The sequence below is a fragment of the Rhizobium sp. CB2179 genome, assembly GCF_057653455.1.
In genome coordinates, this window is the sequence record NZ_JBYGKR010000005.1 from 33,042 (window position 1) to 49,553 (window position 16,512).

The window sequence follows — 16,512 nt, forward strand, 5'->3', positions numbered from 1 at the left end:
TTTGTTTGCATTGGGCTGGGCGGCATTGACCTCCCGTCAAATCCAAGGAGCAAACCATGTTCGATATCCTCCAGGGATTTCATAGGATTGCCGCGTCGGTCGTGATCGCCTTTGCAGCAATCCTGCTTACGATAGCGCCGGTCACCGCGCAGACGCCGGAATCCGGCACCGCTTCGGCGTCACCTCCATCCCTGGCGCCGATGCTTGAACAAGTCACGCCGGCCGTCGTCAACATCGCGGTCGTCTCCCGCGCACCGTCGCGAGACAATCCTCTCTTCAGCGATCCCACCTTCCGCCGGTACTTCAGTCTGCCGCAACAGCAACGACGATCGAGGATGAGCGCAGGATCCGGCGTCATCGTCGACGCCGCAAAAGGCTATGTTCTCACCAATCATCACGTCGTCGACGGCGGCAGCGAGATTTCAATAACGCTGAAGGATGGACGAGAGCTTTCGGCCAAATTGATCGGCAGCGACAAGGAAACGGACATCGCTCTGTTGCAGGTCAATGCTGCAAATCTTACCGCTATCCAGATCGGGGATTCCTATGCGCTTAAGGTTGGCGACTATGTCGTGGCGATTGGCAATCCGTTCGGGCTTGGCCAGACTGTTACGTCAGGCATCGTCAGCGCGCTGGGGCGAAGCGGCCTGAATATCGAAGGTTACGAGGACTTCATTCAGACAGATGCCTCAATCAACCCCGGAAACTCAGGTGGTGCCCTGGTGACGCTCGACGGCAAATTGGTCGGCATCAATACCGCAATTCTAAGCCCCGCCGGCGCCAACGTCGGTATCGGCTTTGCCGTGCCGAGCAGTATGGCGGCGACGGTCATGAACCAGTTGATCGCGCACGGCAAGGTGGAGCGCGGTGAGCTCGGCATCGGCATTCAGGATCTGACGCCGGAGTTGGCGGAGGCTCTCGGACTCGGTGACCTCCGCGGCGCACTGATCGCCAACGTCCAGTCGGGCTCGCCGGCTGAACAGGCCGGGCTGAAGACCGGAGACGTGGTCACCGCAACCGACGGACGCCCGATCGGTGGTGCGACTGATCTCAGGAACCGCATTGGCCTCATGCCTGCCGGGAGCAAGGTGAGCCTCACAGTGAAGCGCGGCGACGAGGAGAAGGTGATCACGGCTACCATTGCCATGGACGATCGGTCATCCGCAGCTCTCTCCGGCACGCCGCTCGAGGGCGCTATGATGAGGAATGCTTCTGGCGAAGAGGCGCAGCAAGCCGGAGGTCACGGTGTGGTGATCGAAAAGGTGGCTTCCGGCAGCGCGGCCGCCGGTGCTGGCCTTCAAGCAGGTGACATGATCGTCGCGCTCAATAGAGTTCCGGTCGCTTCCGTCACCGAGTTGCAGCGCAGGATTGCCGAAAAACCCGGCGTATTGGCGCTTGAACTGGTCCGTGAGGGCGCGCGACTCCTTCTGGTAATCCGGTAGGAGGACCGTCAGGCGCTCCCTCATGCGGGGCGAGCGCCCTCTGTGCGTTCATTGACTGTATCCTTATGCCATGCAGGTCATCGCTCGTTATCTTTCTGCATGGGATCGGTGCATCCGGCGCGCAGCCTATGCCGCTCGCCTCCTGGCACGCGAGCCTGCCGATCACCGGCTTCGCAGCACCGGACGCTCCCTTCCCACATCGTTATGGCATCAGTGGTTCAGCACGGATGGAAACCCGCTCGATCGATCCCGGATCCGAGCAGCTCGCGAAGCAATCGACGGACTGATGGACGACGCCAGGATCGCATCATCGGCCTCTCGCAGGGCGCGATTGTCGCGCTGGATGCGGTAGCGTCCAGACGATAGAGGATCGGCGCGCTGGTTTCCTTCGCCGGACTTCTGCCGCCTCAGCGGATATCCTCCGCGAGTAGGGAAACTCGGGTGCTTCTGGTGCATGGGCAACATGACACGACGATCCCTGCGGCCGCCCTCGACGCTTGCGCTGCCAGCTCGGAGCGGCTGGCATCAAGGTGGATCTGCATATAGAACCAGTAGTCGGTCACACGATATCCTTTTCAGGGCGGAGAAGACGCTCGCGTTTCTGAAGCAGCCGATCGCGTAGTTCGGTTGCCTACTTCCGCCGGACCGGGACCGTGCTGCGGCAACCTGCCGCGGCATACATTCATGGAAGCTACTCGGAATGCTTTGATTCCCCCGAGCCGGAAGGCTCCGCCTCGAAAGAGTTGCATTCCGCACCCGGCCAGGTCGTACCCTGCTGCTGTGCGGCCATCAGGTATCGCGGCTTTCTCTCCCCTTATTGTTGTTGCGTGTCCGGTTGCGCACAGACGTCGACGGAACGGGAACTGGCGCGAAACAGGAAGGTTCGTTTAGCTGGCATCATACGCAGAAGGAGGCCCGTCAATGGAGACGGTCATCAAAGCTGACCCGCACATCAGATGGGGAGTTCCCGTGTTCGTTCGCATAGGCAATGGCTTCCTTGAGCGTATCGACGGACCTAAGGCCGCACTGGAAGCCTTGACTCATCGTTGGCCATCGCAATCTCAACCGCAGTTCGCGGCTGCGAAGTGCAGATGCGCAGACGCCATCATGCACCACGGAAACGCTGAACTCGCTCGCAGGACGTTCATAGATGCTGCTGTCGCAGCCAAGGTGCTATCATGAGCGTTCGTCCCGGGATCGCTGGTGTTGGATCGCGGCCGGGGAAGACCACTATGGCGACAGTCTCTCGGGGCCGGCAATAGTTGGCTGGGCTCTGACTACTAACCATAGACCGGCAAGCACTCATCGAATTGACGTCGCACGTAAGCATTGCAGCTGAAGCGACACCTCGCCGTCTTCCGAAAATAGCCTCTACCATCCTCCCACGTTTCGGGTTGGTCAACCGCCGCGTTTAGGGTCGTAATGACACGGCTGATATGACTGCGATCGACCCCAGCATGCCGGCCATTCCTGACGAAAGATCACCTCCCTTAGCTTCCAAGGAAACATTGGAATCCCCGGAGATCGCTCCGAGAGACTCGGAGGGAACCGAGCTTTCGAGCCTTGAGGATGCACGGTTCGACGCCAGGGAGGATGCATCGATGGCCTTTCCACCAGCGTCTTCTTCGTTCCGTGGCTGATCTTCTCTGCACGACGAAAGCCTGGCTTGCCGGGCTGGCTTCGATGGAATGCGATTGTCTGCCGCGTCACTGGGTGGCGGCGTTCGGATCAGGCAGCGGCACCGGCGAATCGGCGAGCGTGCGCAGGTAGAGAATGACGTTGGCGCGGTCCTGATCCTTCGCCAAACCGGCAAAGCCCATGGCGGTACCGGGAACATCCTTTTTGGGCGCCAGCAGGAACTTGTTGAGGTTTTCGAAGGTCCACTTCTCGCTGCTGCCCTTGGAGAAATCCTTCATGGGAGCGGAATAGGCGAAGCCTGCATGCGAGGCGATCGGGCGATCTACGACACCAAAGAGGTTGGGACCGACCTTGTTCGGTCCCCCTTTGGTGCCGTCATGACAGGCCTGACACTTCTTGAAGACCGTTTCACCGGCCTTGGCATCCGCAGAAGCGAGCAATTGCGCGATCGGAACGGCAACGGCAGGCGCAGCCTCGCCGCCAGCGGCGGGCGCCTCTTCGGCAACGATCGCGAAACCTTCCTTTTCCGGTGCTTCGGAATGGAAGATCCCTTCGGACGCGATAGAGACCGACATCAGAACGAAAATCGTTCCGAGCAGCGCCCCGACGGCCGTATTGACGTATGAATTCATCCGCAATGCTCCCCTTGCAGCCGGCAGACCATAAACCGGACCATCTTCAAATCGCGCGGAAGCGTCAAAAAGAGCCCCGCTTTTCTTGCGGGGCGAGTGAGCGTACATGAGAGGGATCGACGAAGGCCAAAAAACCTTAGATCCGACCCTCGAACGCATAGAAGTCGGAAGAGTTCCCCGAGCCCCCGAAAAACACTAAAACGAGGCGTGGATATATCGTTTTCACCTGGCGAACGAATCAACAGCCTGCTAATCAGCTGTGACTAATGATGGCTCGGGGCGAAGAGGATTTTCTTGCATTCACGAAGGTCAATCGCGGAACGCACTATCGCGCGGGCGCGGGAGCGCGGCATGCCAATTGACGACGACGTGGAGTACATGACCCTGGTTGAGCTCTGGATCGAAGGCGAGATCGATGTCCAGGGCATGCGTCACCGCTATAACGAGCTCGTTGCCCGCCGGTCCGCGGATCGAAGAGCGCGAAAATCCTCCTTCCCAAAGCTTTAAGCCGGTTCCGGTGTTATGCTTCATGTTCCCGCCCTGGGTCTACCCCTTCAGGAGCTGGGCGCTGCCATCCGCTACGGGACTCGATTAAGCGACCGCGTCCGCGAAATTGCAATCCTCTGCGTTGCCGCCGAAACCGACAGCGCCTTTGAACGATATGCCCACGAGCGGGTTGGGCGCGCTGTTGGGCTCGGTGAAACCGAGCTGAATGACCTGGCCGCAAGCCGCTTTTCGGCACCAAGTTCCTCGCCGGCGAGCTGCCGATGTCTGATGAGGAAGTCGCTGACAAAAGGCATAGGCCGCTGTTTCGACTGGAAAGGGCAAGTATTTCACCGGACGGACGGTTATTACTGGATCACCGGCCGCGTCGACGACGTGCTGAACGTCTCCGGCCACCGGGTCGGCACGGCGGAGGTGTAATCCGCTCTCGTCTCGCACAATCTGGTCTCGGAAGCCGCGGTCGTCGGATCCGATCAAGGGCCAGGGTATTTATTGCTACGTGACGCTGATGGCCGGTCACGAGGGATCGGATATGCTTCGCCAGGATCTGGTGAAGCATATGCGTTGCCGAAATTGACCCGATCGCCGCACCAGACAAGATCCAGTTTGCGCCCCGGCCTGCCGAAGACCCGCTCCGGCAAGATCCTGCGCCGCATCCTGCGCAAGATTGCCGAAGACGACTTCGGTGCTCTCGGCGACACTTCGACGCTTGCCGATCCGGCAGTCGTCGACGATCTGATCGCCAACCGGCAGAACAAGACAGGTGGCGGCGCGTAACACAGGCGATGGAGCGATGTCGACCGGCTCAATTACATCGCATCGAAGTTCCATAAATACCCTTTACGCCACCGACCAATAGCGGGGTCAATGATTCTGGCAGGGCGAGAGCTTCGAGGCCGGCGTCCGACTTGTTGCTATGGGGTTCACGTTGCAAACCAGGCAGATCGCATAATGGATTGACGGGAACTCACGATCTACTCGTGGTGATCAGGTGCAAGGCAGAATTGCCCCTTGTAACCGCTGCTGCTGACAGCTTGCGATCGAAGGTTGCCAGCTGGCCCCCACGCGCCTTGGCGAGCGCGAGCAGGTAGGTGTCAGTTACCTGCCCCGATGTTAGAATTTTCGCGGGAGCGATATCACCTGACCCGACAAGGCTCACATCGTCCGGCCAAAAACTGTGACCGGGGAGCGACCGCAATTTGCGGACAATTTCCATCACGAGTGACGGTGAACCGGGAGAGTTGGGATATTTAGGGTTGCCGACAATCCGGATGACACCATTTTCGGTAATGGGGCAGGTAGCCCACGCGCTCTGACCTATCGCCGCGAACCATTCGTGCGCATCATCATGGGCTACATGGCCCGGATCGATTAAGGCAATCAGCACATTGACGTCGAGCAGGAAAGTCACGGCAGTTCGTCACGCATGGCGTTCACGATTTCGAGCGTCACTGGCGGCGTATCCGGCCGTGTTGACAAGAGAGGAATGCCATTGCGCTCGCCGCTGCTCGGCGGTCGGCGCAGAGAACGTCTCGCCAGCTCGGAAATGACCTCGCCGACGCTCCGGTGCTGCTGGGTTGCCATCGCTTTTGCGGCGGTCAGCACATCGTCGTCGATTGCCAAGGTCGTTCTCATCTTCGTCTCATCGCGCATCAATCATCACGCATCATATAAAGCAAGTGGTCGGTCTTCTCAAGGTGGGTACCGAAAGAACGCACCACTACGCCAATCTGTTCACCTGCGAAACGGTTGCGATCAGGTTCTCAAATGCGCGCAAACCACGGGTCTCCGGTTCGAACCTGCTCAAGCCGCCCAACCGCCCGTAGCCGGAACCGTCTCCTTCAGATTCTTCCGGTGTAGGATGAAGAGCCCCGCAACTGAAATGATTGCGGCGCAGATGATGATCCGTGCACCGGGAATATCGTTGAAGAAGAGGTAGCCGAGGACGATCGCCCAGAGCAGCACCGTACATTGCAGCAAGTGGCGAGGCCGTTGACTTCGGGCATCGCCTTGTCTTTCGTCGTCTGGTAGAGAGGCAGCATCACGTGACCTTGGGCTTTTGCTGAAGGCATATCCTCCTCGTCACGGAAGGCGAAGGTTGAGAACGAACGGAGTTTCAACTGTGGTACGGCGCTATTGTGGACTTCCCATCGTTAAAGGCGCTCGCGATCTTCGAGGCATCCGCCCGCCATTCGAGCCTCACCGTGGCGGCAAATGAGCTCGACATCACGCCGGTGGCCGTCAGCCGGCAGGTCAAGGCGATAGAGGACGAACTCGGAGTCCAGCTATTCATTCGCAAGGGACAGAAGTGACGTTAACGACCCATGGGGAGGAGCTATACAATGTGCTGGCAAGCGCCTTTTCCCGGACCTCTGACGTCGTCAAATCGATAAAGCGCGGGGATAGGGCGCGCAACGTGACATTCGCTTGCAGCGACGTCTTCGCCACCATGTGGCTGATCCCGCGAATGCCCGACTTCTGGCGCAGCCATCAGGAGGTAATGGTAGACCATCTCATTTCGACGACGTGAAGAACTTTCGCCGGGCCGAAGTGGAGTTGAGGGTGCGGTATGGCCTTGGCGCCTGGATCGACGAGACGGCAGAATTCGTGTTCGATGACTGCGCCTATCCCGTGTGCAGTCCGAATTTCGCTGAACAAAATCGGCAAGCGACGAGAACCGAACTCGGCGAACTGCCGCTACTGAATGCTGACTGGCTCGGCCCCGACTGGGTGGGCTGGGAAGAGGCACTTCTTCGAGCCTGTGCTCCTCATCGCGGCCAGGTCGGCCGCAGATTTGGAAAGTTCAATGTGGCGCTGCAAGCGGCAATGGCCGATCAAGGCCTGGTGATAGGTTGGCATCGCTCGTCGGCCACCGGGATCGAGATAGGGCGGCAAAGATCGTCGGGGCGCCGTCCTTGGCGACGAGCGCCAGAGTTGCGAGATCGCCGAGCACCCCATGATCGGCAATAGAGCGAGGGATCCCGCCATCTTCAGCCGAAACGCGACTTGAGGCACCAGCTTCCGCCTGCATATTCATAGGATACTCCGTCCTTGGGATTTCGGACACGTAGGGGCAGTCGGCAAGACGCCGCAGCGTTTCCGATCCCGGCATTCCTGTGTGCCTTGCCGCTCGAGCCTCAAGGTCGATGGGCTATTAGTCCTCATGCATCCTACAAGCTGTTCGCTATTCGCAAGTTCTGCTTAGCCAAATGGTCGTGGGGATTTATCTCGCCGGCAAGCAATTCCGCGTGGGCACGCAGTCTCTCCGATATGAACTCCGTGAAGAGGCGAACACGCTTGGTCTTGCGCGCCTCACCCTGTGTCAGCACCCATAGGGTTCCATGGGGGCCGAGACGTGTGCCTGGAACCCTGACGAACAGCGGCTCACCGTCTCCCACGAAGCTGGGGAGCGCCGATATCCCCAGTCCCAGGCGCATCGCCTCGAGGTGGGCTGCATCTTCCAGGACACGGAACGGGGCGCCGGTGACTTCGACAACATCGCCGCGAGCCCACTCCGGCACGCCTTCGATGTTCTTCGAGATCCACGCCGTCCCGGATGTCGCAAAGGCGCTTCCGACCTGGGATGGCAAGACCATCGTCGATGTGACCAATGCCTACGGTGTGCCTCCAGAGGAACTGGGCGGACAACCGTCTTCAAAATTCAACGCGCAGGCCTTCACTGGTGCAAGTTTAGTCAAGGGCTTCAACCATCTGGGCGCAGCCTCCCTTGCCCAGGATCCCGCTGTGAAGGGCGGCAGGAGAGCCGTGTTTCTGGCAAGCGACGATGACGCTGCCGCGGCGGCGATTTCCACGCTTGCGGAAAATCTCGGCTTCGCTCCGATCAAGCCTGGCGGGCTTTCGGAAGGCGGGTTGCTCGTGCAGGCGCGTGGAAACACATGGGGCCAGCTGATTTTCAAGGACCTGATCAAGTTCGATTGATCAATCGGGATCGCAGATGAAATGCGGTCCCGCCTCGAGCCCAACGACAGACAGTGAAGGAGAGATACGATGAGCGTCGAAAAGAATGTCCAGATTGTGAAGGATTTCTTCACAGCGATAGGCAGCTACAAAGAGCACGATCTGCTGGCGCTGGTCGCAGACGATATTGAGTGGATCATTCCCGGTCGGAACTGGCCCTTGGCCGGCACACACCGCGGGCATGCGGAATTGGCGGCCGTGCTGAAGAAGGCATCCGAAGAAGTGGAAATGGCCTATCCGAAGCCACCGGAATTCGTGGCCCAGGGTGACCGGGTCATGGTGATCGGCGTCGCTACGGGAAAAATCTACGCAACGGACAAGCCGTACAACGACGATTGGGTCTTTGACATGACCGTGCGAGATGGCAAAATTACGAAGATCCGTGAGTACATCGGCACTGGCGCGAGCCTCCGAGACTGATGGCCCCGTTACGTGAGCACCACAAGCCGTCGCGAGACGCTTCATCGAATATCACTCCGACGTCGCGCATCGTTCGGCGAAGTTCTGAAACGGGCTCGGGTGCATTGCTGCAATGTTCGAAAATGCCAATACGACGAACGCGGGCTGGCTGGTCGCCGGCATTGCCACCGGAACCTGGGCGGAACTGTTCGGCTATCATTCCGTTTTCGGCCTCTGCGCTGCTCTGAGCTTTTTCGGCGGCACGCTGCTGGTCTCAGGTTCGTTCCTGGGTGCCGAAACGAAATCATCTCGAGCGTGGTGAGGCGTGGCCGACAAGGTATCGCTGGCGAACTACTATTCGGGGGGGGGGCATGAGCGCGCCCGATGAAGGCAATATGTGCTCGACCAAAGCCGTCGGATTTCCTCCGCAATCCAGTGCCGCAGCGCGGAATGGCAGCGGTCTCTACCTGTCAATCGGCATGAAAATTCACCCCTTATCGGCATCCAAATTTGTGGGCCGGAACACAATCGATAGACGCGCGAATGAGCCGAAAGATATGCCCAGGCTCAGAATATACAAAAAAGGACGCGTTCAGTTCATCCACGTTAAGGTTGCGAAGCCAGGCTCACCCCTTTCAACCAACGTCCCAATTTCGACCCACATTCGAGAGCGCGAGCTAAATGGATCCATTAGAAACACGTGGCCCGTTTCGGTTCCACCTCATCAAAACGGCCAAGGACCGGAAACCTCTCCTGCCGACGGCGCTACACGGGACCTGTCCTGCCGTTCAGTAGTCCGCGCGTTGGAAACGCTGACTGCTGTCGAGGTGGCTCGCTTCCACGGTCAACACCTCCTGATGTCTGATCGACTCCCGAAGCCGCGCCTCCCGCTCTGCCCGTTCATCGCGACCCCGAGCATGGAGGCGAAGCTTTCAAGGAACGCAACGTCCGATTTGTCGAACTGGCCCTCGCCGGGTGTGTCCACTTTGGAGGACGTCGTAACGCCGCTCCTCGCAGCGGATAATCACGTCGTTTAAAGTGCGCTTGATACCATGTTCCACGTGTAGCGCCGGCGTTCGAAATCTCTCCTCGTTCGAGAGATCACCGCCTTCTCCGTGTGAAAAGCATAACCCGCCGGGCTTTCCATATCGTCGCCAACCCTCGCATGTCCAACCACGCTGGGCTCCCAACCGACGCCTGCGGCTCAACGACAAGCCCGCCGATCGAGCCGGTAGCCATCGCTGCGACGAAAGCGGATATTATAGGCAGGAACATGGGCAATAATGAACATATGTCTCTCTTGCAGCGACCGCGAAAGCGTTCAGTTCCCGCGCATCGGCCTGGAGACGAATCCGGCCGAGCGAAGGTGAGCCTATTGCTATCATCGCCCCGGTCACGAGGTCGACACCACTTTGATGTCGCCCCGGCGGTCGATGACCTTGACGACAACCTGCCGCCCCGACCGGCGCAGCGCGACATCAACCGTGCAGTTCGAAAGCCGCAGGTTCCGCAGCGTGACATCATCAACGAACGACGGCAGGGTGGGCTCGTCAAAGCTGATCTGCCGACCGTTCGGATCAAACTCCAGACCTAGGCATGACTGCAGCAGCAGGAGAGGGGCTGCCGCGGCCCAGGCCTGCGGAGCACAGGCGACAGGGTAGAAGGTCGGACCCTGCGCCCGTTGGCGCGACATGCCGCAAAACAGCTCGGGAAGCCGGCGCAGGTCGATGTAGGTCGACGCTGCAAACAGACCCTCGAAGATCCGCGCTGCTTCAGCGCGATATCCATAACGTGCAAGACCGCTGGCGATCATCGCGTTGTCATGCGGCCAGATCGAGCCGTTGTGATAGCTCATCGGATTGTAACGCGCCTCGGTCGAGGGGATCGTGCGAATACCCCAGCCGCAGAAGGATGAGGCACCCATCAAGGTGTGGGCGACCTGCGCAGCCCTTTCGGGATAGGCGATGCCGGTAAACAATGCATGGCCGGCATTCGAGGAACGGACCCGGCAGGGGCGCTTGTCCCCGTCGAGCGCCAGTGCGTAGGTGCCAATTTCCTCATCAAAGAAACTGATGTCGAAGGCACGGCGGAGCCCTTCCGCCCTTGCCAGGAATTTTGCCGCCCGTTCCGGCCGCTCGAGCCGTCGAAAAATCTCAGCGGCAGCGTTCCAGGCACCATAGACATAGGCCTGGACCTCAGCAATCGCGATTGGACCTTTGGCAAGGGTCCCATCGCCATGGAAGACGGAGTCGTGGCTGTCTTTCCAGGCCTGGTTGATCAGCCCTTCTTCGCTCAGTCGCCCATACTCGACGAAACCGTCGCCGTCGCGATCGCCGTGCTCGTCGATCCAGGTCAGCGCCGCCTCGATATTCGGCAGGACCGTTTTGATAGTGGTAAGGTCGCCGGTGCGCTTGAGGTATTCCCCGGCCAGCATCACAAACAGGGGCGTCGAATCGATGCTGCCGTAGTAGCGCCGGAAGGGAACCTCGCCAAGTTCTGCCATTTCGCCGTAGCGCACCTCGTGCAGGATCTTGCCGGGCTCGGCATCCGCGGCCGGATTGAACTCCGTCGCCTGGTTGGCAGCCAGATGTCCAAGCACGCCGCGGGCAATCTGCGCATCGAGCCAAAGCGTTTCCAGCGCGGTAATCAGCGCATCACGGCCGAAGACCGTGCTGAACCAGGGAATGCCGGCATAGGGATAAGGTCCTTCTGGCGTATCCGTCATCAGCATGTGGAGGTCGGACACACCGCGTCGCGCCACCTCGTTGAATATCTCGTTGGACGTTACGATCGACGCCGCACGCGAGGCGGACGAGCGCAGTGCGCGGCGGGCGTCGCGAAATGCGAAGAAAAAGGAAAGGTGGTTCGGTGCCCGGGCTTCGGCTTCGTCGCAGCCGATCTCGACAAATAGCGATCGGGTCTCGTGCGGGGCCAGGTGAAGATCATAAACGGCAAGATCGCCTGCCAACCTATCGGGAGTAGGATCAAAGGATAAACGCGTCGACCGCTTTCGATCGTCGAGCCCGAAATACGAAAGGAGGATGCTGTCCGCCTCGATCACTGCTGGAAGAGAGCGTCCTTTCTTTGCCCTGACGGTTCCCCGAACCTCGAAAAGGTCGGCGAAATCGGCTGCAAATGCGATCTCGATGCGGACCTGCTGGGGCCGTTCGTCGTAGTTCTTGACGGTCAGCCGCTCGTAACAGCGCCTATCCCAGAGGAAGCGTGTCCTGCGCAGGTGGACAAGGTCATGCGCGAGCGCAAGCTTGCCCTTTTTATCGAAGAGATCGGGATTGGTGAGGTCACAGGTCAGCGCCGCGTTGTCGTCGCGGAGCGTCGACGACAGCAGCATCGGCCGCGTGCTGTTGATCGTCAAAGAGAGGTGTGAGAGATACCGCGTATCTCGGTGAAACAGGCCTTCGGGGCTGCCGGGCCCAGAAAGCGCGTCGCCATTATGGTCGAAGACAGCGAAGGTGTCGCCGTGCTTCAAGGTGCGCGGCCGCCGCTCCTGCAGCGATGCGGTGGCCGGAATGAAAAACTGGCCCGTAGGCGACAACTGCGTTGACGTTGCCGGCATCCCGTTGCTGTCTGTCAGCGCGCTCGACATGGCTTCTCCTTACGAGACGACGTTAAGGTCGGGAGCCGTCCCATTGGACCGGCGCATGCGAGCGGTCTCGGTGCGCACTCCCGGCAGACGTCGGTATATATCAAGGTAGTCGGACGCCATGCGGCTTGCGGAAAAGCGTCTCCCGAACGTTTCGCGCACCCTGTGACGATCCATGCGCAGAGCCCATTCGACGTTTTCCACCGCTTCCGTGACTGTATCGACGATGATGCCGGAGAGCCCGGGGTCGATCAGTTCAGGCACCGAGCCGCGGTTGAAGGCGATAACGGGTGTCCCGCACGCCATGGCTTCGATCATCACCAGCCCGAAAGGCTCGGGCCAGTCGATCGGAAAGAGCAGGGCACCTGCATTGCCGAGAAATTCCGCCTTCTGATGTTCGTTGATCTCTCCGATGAACTCGACGTTGGGATGGCTCTTGACCATCGGTTCGATCACCGTGTCCCAGTAGGCCTGGTCGGCATTGTCGACCTTGGCGGCCATCCTTAGCGGCATCCCGGCTTTCGCCGCGATCTGGATCGCTCGATCGGGACGCTTCTCCGGCGAGATGCGGCCAAGGAAAGCGAGATAATTGCCTTTCGACTTGGCGGTGAAGGGCAGGCCATCAGTGGCAAGCCCGTGATAGACTGTTCCGGCCCAATTGACCGGCGGCATGGGATGGCGCTGGTCGTTGGAGATCGACACCAGCGGAATATCGGGGAACGCCTTGTAGAAGGGCCTGAGGTCTGGCAGATCCAGCCGCCCGTGCAGCGTCGTGACGGTAAGATCGGCAAAATCCCGGATCAGCGGGAAATGCAACAGATCGATGTGGAAGTGTAAGACGTCGAATTCATGCGCCCGGCGGCGGACCTCCTCCAGCATGACGACATGATGCGGCAGGTGGTCCTTGACGGCCGGATTAAGCCGCAGGGCGACGTCAGAGCAGGGCACCAGCCTGGCATCGGTGACGGAATCGCCGCTGGCAAAGAGGGTGACATCGTGACCCCGCCGAACCAGCTCGTCGGTCAGGTATGAAACAATGCGCTCGGTGCCGCCGTACAGCTTGGGCGGGACACTTTCAGCGAGCGGCGCGATCTGGGCGATCTTCATCGGCAAAACCTCCGCAATTGAGCAAAGAGTCGACGGTAAAAATCAGATCCGCATCCTTGCTAAGGCATGCGGCAGATTAAGCCGTTTCTACATCTCGAATGGCTGTCGCAGGCGGTCTCCTCTCCGGAAGCTACACAGGCTGAAGCCGCCCATCCGGCGTGGTTGTGGTCTGCGGCGCTGGCTTCGGTGGATGTTGGCGGCAACGGGTAAACCTTGCTCTCCAGCGCGCGTATCGCCCTCGTCCAGATGTTTCAGCGCTTGGATGATCTCGTCATAAGAGACGGCCTTATCCGTGCCGGGGTAAAGTCGTAGGGCGGGTGCGGATTCGATCGCGAATATATCGGATGCCCACGAAGCGAGAATGGCCCGCTTCTCTTGCTTGCCAATGCCCTCGGCCGCAAGCACGTCCCGCGGGTGATTGAAATGTTTGGCCGGATGCAGGAGATGGGCAGCACTGATGGCCGCGGTGGCTTGCTTTGGAAGAGTATTCTCGATGTCCTTTCTCATAGGTTGGCTCCATTGATGTTGCTCGACGGAACGGCTGGTACGGATATGAAATGTAAGGGAAGGCCCGCTGTAACGGCCTGCGCGGGCCTTCCCGCAGGCCTTAGAAGTCCATGCCGGCCCCAGCGGGCAGGGCGGGGGCGGCATCCTTCTTCGGCTTTTCGGCGATCATCGCCTCAGTTGTGACCAACAGACCCGCGACCGAGGCCGCATCCTGAAGCGCGGTGCGCACCACCTTCGCAGGGTCGATCACGCCCTGCGCGTATAGATCGCCATATTCGCCGGTCTGGGCGTTCCAGCCGAAGGACAACTCCGACTTTTCGCGCAGCTTGCCGACGACGATCGAACCTTCGGCGCCAGCATTTTCGGCGATCTGACGCACCGGCGCCTCGATCGCCCGACGGACGATGTCGATCCCGACGCGCTGATCGTCGTTGGCCGTCGGAAGACCGTCGAGCGCCTTGACCGCACGCAGCAGGGCGACACCGCCACCGGGCAGAATACCTTCTTCGACGGCAGCACGTGTCGCATGCAGCGCATCGTCGACACGGTCCTTCTTCTCCTTGACCTCGACCTCGGTCGAGCCTCCGACGCGGATGACGGCAACGCCGCCGGCGAGTTTGGCTAGGCGCTCCTGCAGCTTCTCACGGTCGTAGTCGGAGGTGGTTTCCTCGATCTGAGCGCGGATCTGGGCGACCCGTCCATCGATCTCCGCCTTGGAGCCGACGCCATCGATGATGGTGGTGTTTTCCTTCTCGATCGAGACCGTCTTGGCGCGGCCAAGCATGTTGAGTGTCACGTTCTCCAGCTTGATGCCGACGTCTTCGGAGATCACGGTACCGCCCGTGAGGATGGCAATGTCTTCCAACATGGCCTTGCGGCGGTCGCCGAAGCCTGGGGCCTTGACGGCGGCGATCTTCAGACCGCCGCGAAGCTTGTTGACGACGAGGGTCGCAAGGGCTTCGCCTTCCACGTCCTCGGCAATGATCAGCAGAGGCTTGCCGGACTTCACCACGGCTTCCAGGACTGGAAGCATCGCCTGCAGATTGGAGAGCTTCTTCTCGTGAATGAGGATGTAGGGCTCTTCGAGCTCGACCCGCATCTTGTCCTGGTTGGTGACGAAGTACGGGCTGAGATAACCACGGTCGAACTGCATGCCTTCGACGACTTCCAGCTCTGTCTCTGCGGTCTTGGCTTCCTCGACGGTGATCACCCCTTCGTTGCCGACCTTTTCCATCGCTTCGGCGAGATACCTGCCGATTTCCTCGTCGCCATTGGCCGAAATGGTGCCCACTTGGGCGATTTCCGAATTGCTGGTGATCTTGCGGGCGTTCGCCTTCAGTTCCTTGACAACGGCGTCTACGGCAATGTCGATGCCACGCTTCAGGTCCATCGGGTTCATGCCTGAGGCGACAGCCTTTGCACCTTCCTTGACAATGGCCTGGGCAAGGACGGTCGCCGTCGTGGTGCCATCGCCAGCGAGGTCATTGGTCTTCGACGCCACCTCGCGCAGCATCTGGGCGCCCATATTCTCGAACTTGTCTTCCAGCTCGATTTCCTTGGCGACGGATACTCCGTCCTTGGTAATCCGGGGCGCTCCGAACGATTTGTCGATTACGACGTTGCGTCCCTTCGGGCCGAGCGTAACCTTCACGGCGTTTGCCAGAACGTCGACCCCACGCAACATGCGTTCACGGGCATCGGTATTGAATTTGACTTCTTTCGCAGCCATTGTTCACTCCTTCAATAGGCAGCTTTTTGACTGATGAGCGGCGTGTTACGCGGCCTGCTTCTGTTCGGCCTGGGCTTCGATGATGCCCATCACGTCGCTTTCCTTCATGATCAGCAGGTCTTCGCCGTTGATCTTGATCTCAGTGCCTGACCACTTCCCAAACAGGATGCGATCGCCGACCTTGACATCGAGCGCCTGGATCTGACCGGCTTCATTGCGAGCGCCAGAGCCTATGGCGATAACTTCGCCTTCCTGCGGCTTTTCCTTGGCGGTGTCAGGAATGATGATCCCGCCCTTGGTCTTCTCCTCAGAGTCGACGCGGCGGACGAGAATGCGATCATGCAGCGGTCTGAACGACATGTTTTCCTCCATGGACAAACAAGATGACGTTGACCCCGCGCCGAACCAGATCACCGGTCCAGCCGGGTGCGAAGCCTCTTCGAGCGTTTCGCGCGAAAGATTTATTTTCTAGATTTTCCGATTTCAAGAGGGTGCTGCAGAAAAATTAGCAATCTCGCACGTCGGCTGCTAACGTGCTGGAAAGGAACAATAAGGCATGGGTTTCCGTTTGAAAAACAGTTGATGACCGGGCGCACTCGCGGCATCCGTCCAACGTTACGAAAAGGAGATGAAGCATGCAGTTTTCGTCGGATCTTGAGCGGCAACTTAATGGTTATGGCCTCACTACAGCGCATATCCTGTATCACATCCCCGATTTTGAAACCGTCCTGCAAGCGTACGTCTGGCAGGACTACGATCTGGCGCCGAATTTCCCGGAGATGCAGAAGTTCCTCGATTATTGGCAGGCCAATCTCGACGGGCCTCTGCACTCGGTACGCTATACCCATCAGCGTCTCATCGGCCCGAACGAATGGCGGCGCGTCGACGGCGAGTTCAAGCTGCACTGAATCTTGAATCCGGATTTTTCTCTTCCCAATTCTCCGAGCGATCGAGGCTCCACGAGCTCGGTCGCTA

The 16,512-nt window shown here is 59.5% G+C and carries 17 protein-coding genes and 3 pseudogenes; 8 read left to right on the forward strand and 12 right to left on the reverse strand.

Annotated elements, in window-relative coordinates; translation table 11 throughout:
- Window positions 1–56: 56 nt before the first annotated feature.
- Together AC244Q_RS33690 and AC244Q_RS33695 are read left to right on the forward strand one after the other, a co-directional pair.
- On the forward strand, window positions 57–1,442 hold the full coding sequence (locus tag AC244Q_RS33690) for a DegQ family serine endoprotease (RefSeq protein ID WP_128407098.1): 1,386 nt from the start codon (window positions 57–59) through the stop codon (window positions 1,440–1,442).
- Between the two features lie 921 nt (window positions 1,443–2,363).
- Window positions 2,364–2,624, forward strand: coding sequence for a DUF982 domain-containing protein (locus AC244Q_RS33695; RefSeq protein WP_017997428.1), 261 nt, complete (start codon window positions 2,364–2,366; stop codon window positions 2,622–2,624).
- 524 nt (window positions 2,625–3,148) lie between these two features.
- Here AC244Q_RS33695 and AC244Q_RS33700 read toward each other — a convergent pair.
- Window positions 3,149–3,712 (reverse strand): c-type cytochrome, encoded by a 564-nt coding sequence (locus tag AC244Q_RS33700; RefSeq protein WP_017997427.1) that lies wholly within the window; start codon window positions 3,710–3,712, stop codon window positions 3,149–3,151.
- 309 nt (window positions 3,713–4,021) lie between these two features.
- Window positions 4,022–4,243 (reverse strand): hypothetical protein, encoded by a 222-nt coding sequence (locus tag AC244Q_RS33705; protein ID WP_128408233.1) that lies wholly within the window; start codon window positions 4,241–4,243, stop codon window positions 4,022–4,024.
- Window positions 4,244–4,523: 280 nt separating this feature from the next.
- Between AC244Q_RS33705 and AC244Q_RS33710 the strand changes: the two are divergent.
- A pseudogene (locus AC244Q_RS33710) lies at window positions 4,524–4,993 on the forward strand (AMP-binding enzyme); the annotation flags it as partial.
- Window positions 4,994–5,183: 190 nt separating this feature from the next.
- On the opposite strand, the gene AC244Q_RS33715 reads toward AC244Q_RS33710, so the two are convergent.
- The 3 genes from AC244Q_RS33715 to AC244Q_RS33725 form a co-directional block, all read right to left on the reverse strand.
- On the reverse strand, window positions 5,184–5,627 hold the full coding sequence (locus AC244Q_RS33715) for a TA system VapC family ribonuclease toxin (RefSeq protein WP_128408232.1): 444 nt from the start codon (window positions 5,625–5,627) through the stop codon (window positions 5,184–5,186).
- Window positions 5,624–5,851, reverse strand: coding sequence for a hypothetical protein (locus AC244Q_RS33720; RefSeq protein WP_003555338.1), 228 nt, complete (start codon window positions 5,849–5,851; stop codon window positions 5,624–5,626). The genes AC244Q_RS33715 and AC244Q_RS33720 overlap by 4 nt, the downstream gene beginning before the upstream one ends.
- 168 nt (window positions 5,852–6,019) lie before the next feature.
- Window positions 6,020–6,196 carry a hypothetical protein gene (locus AC244Q_RS33725; RefSeq protein ID WP_164902435.1) on the reverse strand — a complete coding sequence of 59 codons (177 nt, stop codon included), beginning with the start codon at window positions 6,194–6,196 and terminating at the stop codon, window positions 6,020–6,022.
- A gap of 158 nt (window positions 6,197–6,354) precedes the next feature.
- Here AC244Q_RS33725 and AC244Q_RS33730 point away from each other — a divergent pair, with 158 nt between their 5' ends.
- Window positions 6,355–6,528 (forward strand): LysR family transcriptional regulator, encoded by a 174-nt coding sequence (locus tag AC244Q_RS33730; protein ID WP_244432298.1) that lies wholly within the window; start codon window positions 6,355–6,357, stop codon window positions 6,526–6,528.
- Between the two features lie 491 nt (window positions 6,529–7,019).
- Here the strand turns inward: AC244Q_RS33730 and AC244Q_RS33735 are convergent, their stop codons facing one another.
- Window positions 7,020–7,253, reverse strand: coding sequence for a hypothetical protein (locus AC244Q_RS33735; RefSeq protein WP_245460728.1), 234 nt, complete (start codon window positions 7,251–7,253; stop codon window positions 7,020–7,022).
- Window positions 7,254–7,386: 133 nt separating this feature from the next.
- Window positions 7,387–7,761 (reverse strand): annotated as a pseudogene (locus AC244Q_RS33740) (LysR family transcriptional regulator); the annotation flags it as partial.
- Between AC244Q_RS33740 and AC244Q_RS33745 the strand changes: the two are divergent.
- The 3 genes and pseudogenes from AC244Q_RS33745 to AC244Q_RS33755 form a co-directional block, all read left to right on the forward strand.
- Window positions 7,751–8,155: pseudogene (locus tag AC244Q_RS33745) on the forward strand (NAD(P)-binding domain-containing protein); the annotation flags it as partial. The pseudogenes AC244Q_RS33740 and AC244Q_RS33745 sit on opposite strands and share 11 nt — an antisense overlap.
- 69 nt (window positions 8,156–8,224) lie before the next feature.
- Entirely contained in the window at window positions 8,225–8,614 is a 390-nt protein-coding gene (locus AC244Q_RS33750) for a nuclear transport factor 2 family protein (RefSeq protein WP_128408231.1), read from the forward strand.
- A 112-nt stretch (window positions 8,615–8,726) separates the two neighbouring features.
- Window positions 8,727–8,915: a hypothetical protein gene (locus AC244Q_RS33755; protein ID WP_128408230.1), complete on the forward strand. Its 189-nt coding sequence runs from the start codon at window positions 8,727–8,729 to the stop codon at window positions 8,913–8,915.
- 1,071 nt (window positions 8,916–9,986) lie between these two features.
- Here AC244Q_RS33755 and AC244Q_RS33760 read toward each other — a convergent pair.
- The 5 genes from AC244Q_RS33760 to groES form a co-directional block, all read right to left on the reverse strand.
- Window positions 9,987–12,197, reverse strand: coding sequence for an amylo-alpha-1,6-glucosidase (locus AC244Q_RS33760; RefSeq protein ID WP_128408229.1), 2,211 nt, complete (start codon window positions 12,195–12,197; stop codon window positions 9,987–9,989).
- Window positions 12,198–12,206: 9 nt separating this feature from the next.
- Entirely contained in the window at window positions 12,207–13,301 is a 1,095-nt protein-coding gene (locus AC244Q_RS33765) for a glycosyltransferase family 4 protein (protein ID WP_128408228.1), read from the reverse strand.
- An 87-nt stretch (window positions 13,302–13,388) separates the two neighbouring features.
- Window positions 13,389–13,808, reverse strand: coding sequence for a hypothetical protein (locus AC244Q_RS33770; protein ID WP_017997414.1), 420 nt, complete (start codon window positions 13,806–13,808; stop codon window positions 13,389–13,391).
- Between the two features lie 100 nt (window positions 13,809–13,908).
- Window positions 13,909–15,537, reverse strand: a complete 1,629-nt coding sequence (gene groL / locus AC244Q_RS33775) for a chaperonin GroEL (protein WP_003555343.1) — start codon at window positions 15,535–15,537, stop codon at window positions 13,909–13,911.
- Between the two features lie 45 nt (window positions 15,538–15,582).
- Window positions 15,583–15,897, reverse strand: a complete 315-nt coding sequence (gene groES / locus AC244Q_RS33780; RefSeq protein ID WP_128408227.1) for a co-chaperone GroES — start codon at window positions 15,895–15,897, stop codon at window positions 15,583–15,585.
- A gap of 275 nt (window positions 15,898–16,172) precedes the next feature.
- Between groES and AC244Q_RS33785 the strand changes: the two genes are divergently transcribed.
- Window positions 16,173–16,445 (forward strand): usg protein, encoded by a 273-nt coding sequence (locus AC244Q_RS33785; RefSeq protein WP_003555345.1) that lies wholly within the window; start codon window positions 16,173–16,175, stop codon window positions 16,443–16,445.
- The last annotated feature ends 67 nt before the right edge of the window (window positions 16,446–16,512 follow it).